The organism is uncultured Eudoraea sp. (genome assembly GCF_947258525.1).
GTDB lineage: Bacteria > Bacteroidota > Bacteroidia > Flavobacteriales > Flavobacteriaceae > Eudoraea.
Genome location: NZ_CAMYIP010000096.1, coordinates 1 through 10105, shown reverse-complemented (window position 1 = coordinate 10105; position 10105 = coordinate 1). Strand labels below are relative to the sequence as shown.

Genomic DNA, 10105 nt, shown 5'->3' with positions numbered 1-10105 from the left:
TAGAAAGCAACTCTCCATCAACAGGCAACTACTCGGAATGGGTCATTATTACAAAGCATATGATACAGCCGGAATTTATTCGTTCTTAAATATGCAGGATAGTGCGTATTACTATATGTCAGATCTGTCGGCGGCTTGGATAAGAGGGGGTACCGGGTATTTTATGCTCATAGACTACCAATTCGATAACTATCGAGCTGATAAAAGGTTTAGGGAACTATCTGAAGTAGCGAAGGCCAAGATGCGGGAGATCCGGAAGCAGGTGCCAAGTGTTGATCCAAACGCGCCTGAAGTAAACTAACCATTCTGCACCTAACGACGCCAATCACTGCCGCGGCAGGTTTAATTTCCTAACTTAGAGATTATAAATCACCATTAGAATAGTTTACGCATTGTGGTCCTGCTCATATCGAAAACCTTAGATGCAAACTAAAAATTAAAACAAGGAAATATATGAATCCAAGGATTGAAGAATTGGAAGAAAAAATGTTAATTGGTCTCAACATAAAAATGACTTTATCCAATAATAAAACCGGACAACTCTGGGTACAATTTGCACCAAGAATTAAAGAAATTCAGAATAGAACATCAGAAGATAAAATCTCTATGCAAATCTATCCGCCCTTGTATTACAAACAATTCAATCCGAATACTGAGTTTGAGAAGTGGGCAACAGTTGAGGTTAAAGATTTTGGTAATATCCCGAATGGAATGAAGTCATTTATTCTCGAAAAAGGATCATATGCAGTTTTTGATTATAAGGGTTCAAGTGCCGACAGTTCCATCTTTGAATATATTTTCTCAAAATGGCTCCCTAACTCAAATTATGAAGTTGATGACAGGCCTCATTTTGAAGTATTGGGATCAAATTATAAAAACAATGACCCGGATTCAGAAGAAGAAATTTGGATTCCGATAAGAGAAAAAAATAAAGCCAGCAACGTATAAAATATATTATTGGCATAATTGGCTATTCTTATTTTAGCTGCTGAGAAGTAAATAGTAAATCAGGATTTACATAATCGTATAACTATTTGCCTTTCATAATAGAATGTTGTTCTAACATTGTATTAGCCAGACCCTTTTGATCAAATAGTCTATAATTTGTCGCTAACGGCTTACAATCGTTATCCATTTTACAAAAAACCTCCCATACAGATGATGTCCATTTGGGAGGGTTATTTGTCCTTTTTATAGCCCTTTTTGATGGTTAGCAGAAACAGACTACCTATTGGGTTGCTTCCATAAGAAACCCTGTGACATTGTCCTGGAACCTAAAGAACTTTTAAATTTTTTTTTCTGGATATTTATAAGGTTCAAAAGCTATCAGATATTGAATGATAGCTTACAATGGTAACGGAAATTTCTAAGTTCTGTAAGTGAAAGATTTTAATCAAAGAGGCTTAACAGATTCATCAATTATTTTAACAGATATGGTGTTAATTATTCATAAACACTGTTAAACGGTGTTAAATAATTGACTTTTTGATAATTAACTATATATTACTACTAATGATATTTCAAAAACAAAAATTAACGATTGTCTTCTAAGCCTCCAACAAAGGCTTCACTATAATTCCTTTCCGAGAATTTTATTCTCTTTCAAAAATTACTTCAATCTTAATTAGGTTTCGCCAAAAGAAACTTGACTATAGAATTATTATATAATCTTTAAAATTAAAATACAATTATGGAAAAAGTAAAAAGCATTAAAAAACCTTATAAAAAATTGGGATTTACTTACCTAGATACAGCCGAGATTGTAGTCTCCTTGAAAAAACTAATGGCCAATTACCAGGTACATTATTTCAAATTGCGAAATTATCACTGGAATGTGGAAGGTCCTGATTTTTTTGAATTGCATGAGGAATTTGAAAAAGACTACAATAGAGTGAAGGTAAATATCGATGATATTGCCGAGCGCATAAGGGTATTTGGACTAAAACCAATGTTAAGTATGAATGATGTACAGAAACTATCTGAAGTTAAAGAGACCAATAAAAATATGACCCCATTAGATATGGTAAGAGATGTGCTTAAAGACTACGAAATTATTCATGCCTCCTTGTTGGACACACTAAATGCTTCCTTAGAGACCGGAGATTCAGCTACAGAATATTTTATAAATGAGTTGATAAGGGATATAGAAAAGCGTAACTGGATGTACACTTCCTGGTGTAAGTAAGATTGCCCAATTTCGATTTATAAATCGAATTTAGACTATAATTAAAAAGAATAATCATTAAAAAATACTATGATAAAGAGATTTAAAAGAAGAAAAACAAAGTGGAATATGCCATTTGGCAAGATATACATCAAATCAAAAAAATACAACTTGGCAACTACAACAATCCGTACCAAAGGGATTTAGTACCGCTTAATTAACTACACTGCTATAAATAAGACGTATTTCCGGAAAAAGGGAGTGCGTCTTTTTTTGATATAGTTTACATTTTATGACTCCCAAATGCGGTAAAAACTGCTATTATTTGTCTTAAGTCCATTCTTTATGGCTAATTAAGTGCAGTTCTTAAACTGTATTTGGATAATCCTTTTGAACCCTTTTAAAATGGGTACTTACTAAAGCAAAAAGACTTCTTTTACACCTCTCAGGAAATAATATGTTTAAAAAAATAAAAACATCCTAGAGAATTATCCCAAGGATGTTTTTTAAATGCGAAAATTTGTATTTACTTATTGATTAAATCAGCAGTTTCTTTGATATTGTTCTTAAGGTCGTCGGCAATATCCCGATTACCATCTTCATCATTCGGAAAGATTTCAATGATGCCATTTTCATTACCATCTAAGGCCTGGCTTAAATCTATTTGTTTTAACGAGCTTAAGAATTGCGAAATATCAAACTCTACAGTGAAGTTTACCATACTACCGACCACCTTAACACCGGTGCTTCTGCCCACATCCAAATTTTCACTGGTATCGTGCCAGAAAACAAATGGCTGACCGTCTATTGTTCCTTCTATATAAATTGATTTGTCGAACAATTTATCAGTTGCAGGCAAGTCTTCATCTTTGTGAAATTTGAAGCGAAGCTCTTTATACTGGCCATCCGGGACCACTACATCGCCAATAGTTTGCGACAAGGCATCACCATCATTCAACAAATCTATTTGGTAAGGCCCTCTAAATTGAATTTCGTCCGTATCAAGATTACTATTAGGGTCGTCATCGTTCTTGAACACCACATCACGAATTGAAATACGGAAATCGGTAAAAATTACATTCTCGTTATTCTTCCCTGTAAAAGATGTAGACTTTGCATTGGCACCACTGGCATTCAAGGCATCAAGGGTAAGACGAATTCTGCTATCATCATTGTCATCCTTGGAACAACCTACAATAAATAAGGCCGAAGCCATTAAAATAAAAAATGAATGTTTCATTACAATAAAATTTGGTTAATAGATAAGATTTAAAACGCTTTTCTTTTGGGATTCATATATATAACAACCGAATCCAAAAAATTCCTGAAAAAAATTCAAAAATAGTCCGATCCCTTACTGAGTTAGATAGGGTCTGACTAAAAAAAAGAGCGATAAATCGCTCTCTTTAAACAGAATAAGGGGTATACAGCTACTTTTGCTCTGCCTGTTTTACGGCACAAGTACTTATTCCAAAAGGTGCGTACAGCGGACAGAAGCTCACAAAACTGGTCAGCACAAAAACACCTGCCAATACCAATAGAACAATTCCTAATGTACCACCTATTATTTCTGTAAAATAAAGCACTGCAATAATTGCAGCTACAATAAAACGAATGATTCTATCCGCAGAGCCCATATTTTTTTTCATGATAATATATGTTAGTTAGACAAATTTTATACGAGCCAGACTATCCCTTAAATTATCGCTTGTATATAATACAAACCAAGAACAGCTTTATTATTTTCTTGCACGTATTTCTTATACACAAAATTAAGTAAGAGAATCATGGTATGCAGTGACTTTAGTCACAGCTTGAATACCTGAATGGTATTGCCCTGTTGTCTGACCATGCCTTCGCCCTCTAATTTTTTCAAAACCCGACTAACCACCTCCCGAACAGTTCCTAGCTCATTTGCCAACTGCTGATGGGATATTTGAACCGGATTTTCTCCTTTAAGAGCAATTTTATCCTTAAGATGACGATGCAAACGTTTATCCATTTTGTCGAACAATACATAGTGTATGGTATCCAAAAGTTCTGCATATCTGCCTTTGTACTGTTGAAAAAAGAAATCATTTAAGCGGGGGTTCTCCCTGGTTAGCGTATCCAATTTAGATACTGGAATAAGTATTGCTTCTGTATCTTCCTCCGTAACAGCAAATACCTGACTAGGTTCGTTATTGATACTGGCAGAAAAAGACATGATACAACTTTGGCTGGGCTGTATATAGTATAGCAAAAGCTCCCGGTCTTCATATCTGGTGTAGACTTTGATCAACCCTTTTTGAACAAGCGGTATGACCTTTACAAATTGTCCCGCCCGCAGGATCTCAGTACCCTTTGCAATGCTTATCAACTCTCCAGCTTCAGCTATTTTTTTCAAAACCGAGTTGTATGACGACGAATTTAAGTTATCAGTATCCATAGGGAAATCTTGATAAATAAAGATTATTTAGGATAAATATACTAAAACCGCCCCTGAACAGAAGTCAGGGACGGTTAAGAAAACCTTCTTTATCATAGCGGGGCAATAGAAGGTATGGTAGGTATCTAAGTTCGGGGTCTACTGCTTTTCAAAGGTCAATAAGTCGGTTCCGCCATTACCTCCACTCTCATGGATTAACTCAATTTTATTTCCTGAATAGGAGACAATGTTCCAATCTTCTGAAAGTTCATTGAAGTCTGCCGGGGTGGCGAAGAATATGTTAAAATCAATCTCACCTGTAGATGTACCACCATTAAAATTGCCCAGGGTACACTGATTTCTGAAACGAAGCCTGTCTTCACCATTAATTCTCAAATCTACATCAGTTTCTCCGTTGTAGAGCTCAATTTCATGTAAGGTCCATGTATCTTCAAGATCAGGCAAATCCGTTATCGTAAGTATAACCTCAATACTATTGCCACTACCCGAAGCCTCCCAGGTACCTGTATAATTTTCTGAGCCAGTAACTACTGTAACCATTCCATCTGCAGTAAAGTTGAATTTGTAGCTTGTGAAGTTATCTTCTAGTGAATTGTCGTTTCTTTCCAATTTGTCTACAAACCAATCATCACAGGCCGTCAGCACATCGGTAAGTTGATCTACTGTACAACTATTGCAATCATCATCCGAGTTACTATCGCCGGAATCGTCATCCATATCATCATTAGAATCATCATCTATAGTAACCGACCAGGTACCCGTTATGGTAGTGTTGCCATTATCGGCTACGAGGCTTCCATCGCTGTTAAAACTAAAGCCATACCCATTAAAGTTTGTTGTTTCATTTTTATCGGAATCCACAAAGTTGGTAATTACCCATGGACCGGTCATTGCGGTATTTGTAATTTCTTCAACGTCTGCCTGTAATTGGGCCAGATTGGCTATTTCATCATTATCATTGTCGCTGGAACAGGCCACTATGAGTAATAAGGCAACAAAAATTCCGGAATTTAAAATATTCTTTTTCATAGTAATTGTATTTGGATTATTGTATTTGTATTAGGATTATTGTTTTGTAAAAATTAATGTATCAGTAGTTCCATCTCCGCCACTAACATCGCGTAGTTCAATTTGTGTGTCAGACACCGCTATAACATCCCAGTCATCATTAAATTCATCCAGGGGGATGGTGGCACCGAAATCCAGCACCAATTTGTTGTTCCCGTTCTGCGCTGACCAGTTACCAGTAGTGACACTTCCATTGTTTGCAGTAACACTTCCATCAGCCGCAAAAGAAAATGTAAAAGCCGTATAATCATTGGTTTGATCATTACCGTTATCAAGATAGGAAGTGACAATCCAGCTACCATCTACTAATACGGTGCTTAAATCTGATCCACCATTACCGTTACTTGCAGGGTTTCTCTCAAAGGTGAGGAAATCTGTAGTGCCATCCCCCCCACTAATATCTTTTAGCCTAATGATTTCATTTGTTACTTCCAATACGTCCCAGTCTTCCTCCAATTTGTCAAAAGGTGGGGCAAGTCCAAAATTCAAGTTCAATTCCAAAGGTGTTTCATCACCAGCCGAAGTAGACCATGTACCGTTTGTCGTCATTCCAACACCATTTGCCGTGGCCGTACCATCCGTGGCAAAATTAAATACCAGATCGGTAAAAGATGCTGTTTCATCAACATCGTCAAAGTAGTTGGTTATGTACCAGTCCCCTGTGGTCAACTCCTGGACCAGGGTGGTATCATCAATGCCGGTATTATCATTGCCTCCGTTGTTATTGCAAGTAGTTCGAAAGCGCAGACGGTCATCACCCATTCTAAGGTCTATATCACTTTCGCCGGGATCCTGATCAATTTCATGTAGGTTCCAAGTGGCATTGAAGTCGGATAGATTCGGTATGTTGATTGCAACGGTAATATTGTTGCCTGAACCATTGGATTCCCAGGTTCCCGAAAACATATCGGTATTGGATTCGGCGGTTAACGTACCATCATTCGCAAAATTAAATTGATAAGCTGAGTATAAATCTTCCAGGTCCTGGTCATTGCGCTCCAATTTATCAACGCTCCAGTCTGAACAAGCTACCAATACATCAGAGAGCTGGTCTGTGGTGCAATTGTCACAATCATCATCATTATAATCATTGTCATCATCCTCATCACAATCATCTTTGGCATCCTCTAAAATAGTTTCAAGCATTTGAAGGTTGGAAACCTGCACCTCTGTGCCATCATATAGAATTACGGCTATAGGAAAGTTTACATTAACAATATCATCTTCATCCAAATCATCAATAAACTCATATAGTTCCTGATCATTGGAAAAGGTAATGGTGTCAATGACCTCATTGTTGGAATTGAATAAAGATGCTGTAACAGGGTACTTTATATCAGCACATTCAATGTCATCATCATACTCATTTTCACCATTACAATCATCGGTAAAAACTTCAAGTTCATTCATATCTGTGATCACTACCTCGGTAAAGTCGCTCAGGATAATGGTTATAGGGAATATTATATCAAGAACATCATCATCATCATCAAATTCGTCAAAAATGTCCTCAATGGTCTCAAAATCATTGGGGTCATCGACCACGATTTCTAACCCGTCAATTTGCACCGTCACAGGTAGTTCAATGCTGATGCAACTCGCGTTGTCAATGATATTGTCATCAGATCCATCATTTGAAGTAGTATTCTGCAACAGGTTTGCAACGTTAGAGTTGGCCTTAAGGGTTTCTTCCTGTGGTCCTTCAATTAAAACAGATTCTTCTTCCCTGCAGGAAGTAAGTAACAAGGTTAATCCTAAAAAAAGTAGGCTTAGATGTATAAAAGGGGTTTTCATATCAAAATATTTTCTGGTGTTTATATATAGAACAACCCTAACTCCAAAACTCCTGAAAATTTTTAAAGAAAATTATTTTCATAGATTTGAGGCTGATTAACCATTGTAGTTTGAAGAAAGATTTACATAAGGATATTTGCGAAGATTCCGTTTTTGAACAACTGTACAGCAAATTGGCCAACGACCTCCATAATTACCTTTATTATAAGTATGGTGAAAAGCTTAATCCTAGCGATAAGGCCCAGGAGGCATTCATTAAATTATGGGAAAACTGCAAAAAAGTAACGGTTAGTAAGGCCAAATCCTTTTTATATACTGTAGCCAATAATTTGATGCTGAATGAAATCAAACACCAAAAGGTAGTCTTGAAATACCGGGCTGTGAGACCTAAAGAACATACCAATGAATCGCCCGAATTTCTTATGGAGAAAGAAGAATTCTTCAAAAAATATCAAAAAGTGCTCTCAACACTTACAGATGAACAGAGAACAGCCTTTTTGCTAAATAAAGCAGAAGGCAAAAAGCACGAAGAAATAGCCCAAATGTTAGGGGTTACTAAAAAGGTCGTGGAATATAGAATTTATTCAGCATTTAATGTGCTAAAAAATGAATTGGAAGGATTTAGAATAAAATAATCAGGAAAAATCCAAACTAAGTTGTTATATAATTAAACAGTTGTGTTTATGGATAAGGATTACTTGATAAAAAAATGGTTGGCTGATGAGCTTAGCCCTGAGGAATCTAAGGTTTTTGAGAAATTGGATGACACCCCTTTTTTCAAAGATGTGGTTAATAATGCCTCAGTCTTTAAGGCTTCCCAATTTTCCAAGGTTGATGATTACCAAAAATTTAAAGAACGACTAAAGGATCCTGAAACAAAAGTTAAAAAATTAAATTGGATAAGACCATTGATGCGTATAGCCAGTGTTTTTGTTATTGGATTTGCGCTGTATTACCTCTTTTTTAATGAAAAATTAACCAAAATAGAAACCCAGGTGGGCGAAAAAGTATCCATCACCCTTCCCGATGCTTCTTTGGTTACGGTAAATGCTTTGTCTGAAATGGCATACAACGAAAAGCGATGGAACCAAAAAAGGGAAATAAAGCTAGTAGGGGAAGCTTTTTTTGATGTAGCCAAGGGAGCAAAATTTGATGTTGTAACCCCTAAAGGGACTGTCAGCGTTCTGGGCACCGAATTTAATGTAAGGCAAAGAGGAAGTTTTTTTGAAGTCAGATGTTTTGAAGGTACCGTAAAAGTGAACGCAGAGGGTCATGAAGAGATTTTGAAGCAAGGGGATAGTTTTCGAATTCTAAAGGGAATTGTGACTCTTGGTGAAAATATGTACAATGTTCCCCAGTGGACCAAGAATGTCAGCGATTTTCAAAGAGTTGCAGTATCTCAGGTATTTGAAGAACTGGAACGACAATATGGCGTAACCATTATCTTGGAAAATATGAATAAGGAACAACTTTTTACCGGAGGATTTGTGCACGATAGTTTGGAGAATGCCCTGAGATCTATTACCGAACCTCTGGATTTGGAATATACAATGTTACCAACCAATAAAGTCAGGGTAAAACCAAGTGAGAAATAAACTCATTTTACTTTTTAGCATTATTACTTTACTGTTCTGTGTATCATCTTTTGGGCAACAAACAGGGGTGAACAAACCACTCGTTTCAATTTTGACTGAGCTGCAGGAGCGCTATCAGGTGCAGTTCAATTATGCTTCTGAACTTGTTGAAGAGATACGGTTAATACAACCCAGCGAGAATCTGGAACTAAAGGAGGTCATTGACTATTTAAAAGTACAGACAGGGCTCGATTTTGTTTTTGTTTCAGAATCTGTACTTTCAATTAAGTCAATACACCTCAAACTTTGCGGGTACATTCGTGATAAGGATACCCAAGAACCCCTGCCTTACACAACAGTCCAAAGCAATGGACGGGGAACAGTCTCTAACGATGAGGGATATTTTGAATTACCCATGACAAAAATTTCAGATGTTGTCCTCATCAGACATATTGGCCATAAGACCATACGGCGTGAGTTACGTTTTTTCAACACAACGGAATGTAGCATCATAGACCTGGTGTCTGAGCAGGAACAGCTGCCTGAAATTATATTATCCGATTATCTGATAAAGGGGATGGACAGGTTAGACAACGGTTCTTTTCAATTGAATTTTGACCAGTTTTCTATCTTGCCCGGGCTTGTTGAAGAAGATGTATTACGGTCCATTCAAGCCCTTCCGGGTATTCAAAGCATTGATGAAACGGTATCGAATATCAATATTCGTGGCGGAAGTAATGACCAGAACCTTATTTTATGGGACGATATTAAAATGTATCAGTCCGGACATTTTTTCGGACTCATTTCAATGTACAATCCCCATATAACCCAAAAGGTGGCTTTACAAAAAAATGGTAGCTCTGCTGCTTATACTGATGGCGTCTCCGGCACTATAGCTATGAGTTCGGATAAGAAAATCAATCCGGATACAAATGGAAGTATTAGTATCAATCTTATAGATGCCAATGGCTATATTGATATGCCGTTAGGTGAAAAGGCCTCAATACAAGTGGCAGCAAGAAAGTCTATCAGTGATTTTTTTGAGACCCCTACCTATGCTGAATATTTTGATCGTAT

At 36.8% G+C, this 10105-nt stretch carries 11 protein-coding genes; 6 read left to right on the top strand and 5 right to left on the bottom strand.

Annotated features, from left to right (window positions below; genetic code table 11):
* The 3 genes from Q0X89_RS07555 to Q0X89_RS07545 form a co-directional block, all read left to right on the top strand.
* On the top strand, positions 1 to 301 hold a 301-nt coding region (locus Q0X89_RS07555; RefSeq protein WP_297692749.1), incomplete at its 5' end, for a hypothetical protein.
* A 152-nt stretch (positions 302 to 453) separates the two neighbouring features.
* The gene (locus tag Q0X89_RS07550; protein ID WP_297692747.1) at positions 454 to 948 is read left to right on the top strand and encodes a GyrI-like domain-containing protein; all 495 of its coding nucleotides are present in this window, start codon (positions 454 to 456) and stop codon (positions 946 to 948) included.
* Between the two features lie 742 nt (positions 949 to 1690).
* Entirely contained in the window at positions 1691 to 2185 is a 495-nt protein-coding gene (locus tag Q0X89_RS07545) for a Dps family protein (protein WP_297692745.1), read from the top strand.
* A gap of 505 nt (positions 2186 to 2690) precedes the next feature.
* Here the strand turns inward: Q0X89_RS07545 and Q0X89_RS07540 are convergent.
* The 5 genes from Q0X89_RS07540 to Q0X89_RS07520 form a co-directional block, all read right to left on the bottom strand.
* Positions 2691 to 3404 (bottom strand): DUF4382 domain-containing protein, encoded by a 714-nt coding sequence (locus Q0X89_RS07540; RefSeq protein WP_297692743.1) that lies wholly within the window; start codon positions 3402 to 3404, stop codon positions 2691 to 2693.
* A gap of 190 nt (positions 3405 to 3594) precedes the next feature.
* A complete protein-coding gene (locus Q0X89_RS07535; protein ID WP_297692741.1) occupies positions 3595 to 3813 on the bottom strand; it encodes a DUF2892 domain-containing protein in 219 nt (72 codons plus the stop codon).
* A gap of 158 nt (positions 3814 to 3971) precedes the next feature.
* Positions 3972 to 4550, bottom strand: coding sequence for a Crp/Fnr family transcriptional regulator (locus tag Q0X89_RS07530; RefSeq protein ID WP_297692739.1), 579 nt, complete (start codon positions 4548 to 4550; stop codon positions 3972 to 3974).
* 180 nt (positions 4551 to 4730) lie between these two features.
* Positions 4731 to 5621 (bottom strand): hypothetical protein, encoded by an 891-nt coding sequence (locus Q0X89_RS07525; protein ID WP_297692737.1) that lies wholly within the window; start codon positions 5619 to 5621, stop codon positions 4731 to 4733.
* Positions 5622 to 5657: 36 nt separating this feature from the next.
* Positions 5658 to 7454 (bottom strand): hypothetical protein, encoded by a 1797-nt coding sequence (locus tag Q0X89_RS07520; RefSeq protein ID WP_297692735.1) that lies wholly within the window; start codon positions 7452 to 7454, stop codon positions 5658 to 5660.
* Positions 7455 to 7564: 110 nt separating this feature from the next.
* Here Q0X89_RS07520 and Q0X89_RS07515 point away from each other — a divergent pair, with 110 nt between their 5' ends.
* The 3 genes from Q0X89_RS07515 to Q0X89_RS07505 all read left to right on the top strand — a co-directional run.
* The gene (locus Q0X89_RS07515; RefSeq protein WP_297692733.1) at positions 7565 to 8089 is read left to right on the top strand and encodes an RNA polymerase sigma factor; all 525 of its coding nucleotides are present in this window, start codon (positions 7565 to 7567) and stop codon (positions 8087 to 8089) included.
* Positions 8090 to 8137: 48 nt separating this feature from the next.
* Complete coding sequence (locus Q0X89_RS07510) at positions 8138 to 9049, top strand: FecR family protein (RefSeq protein WP_297692731.1); 912 nt, start codon at positions 8138 to 8140, stop codon at positions 9047 to 9049.
* On the top strand, positions 9039 to 10105 hold a 1067-nt coding region (locus Q0X89_RS07505; protein ID WP_297692729.1), incomplete at its 3' end, for a TonB-dependent receptor plug domain-containing protein. The genes Q0X89_RS07510 and Q0X89_RS07505, both read left to right, overlap by 11 nt.

Bases quoted from the DNA above. Each gene is read 5' to 3' on its own strand.
- Q0X89_RS07525 (WP_297692737.1), bottom strand. From the start codon at position 5,621: ATGAAAAAGAATATTTTAAATTCCGGAATTTTTGTTGCCTTATTACTC.
- Q0X89_RS07520 (WP_297692735.1), bottom strand. From the start codon at position 7,454: ATGAAAACCCCTTTTATACATCTAAGCCTACTTTTTTTAGGATTAACC.
- Q0X89_RS07540 (WP_297692743.1), bottom strand. From the start codon at position 3,404: ATGAAACATTCATTTTTTATTTTAATGGCTTCGGCCTTATTTATTGTA.
- Q0X89_RS07510 (WP_297692731.1), top strand. From the start codon at position 8,138: ATGGATAAGGATTACTTGATAAAAAAATGGTTGGCTGATGAGCTTAGC.
- Q0X89_RS07550 (WP_297692747.1), top strand. From the start codon at position 454: ATGAATCCAAGGATTGAAGAATTGGAAGAAAAAATGTTAATTGGTCTC.
- Q0X89_RS07545 (WP_297692745.1), top strand. From the start codon at position 1,691: ATGGAAAAAGTAAAAAGCATTAAAAAACCTTATAAAAAATTGGGATTT.
- Q0X89_RS07535 (WP_297692741.1), bottom strand. From the start codon at position 3,813: ATGAAAAAAAATATGGGCTCTGCGGATAGAATCATTCGTTTTATTGTA.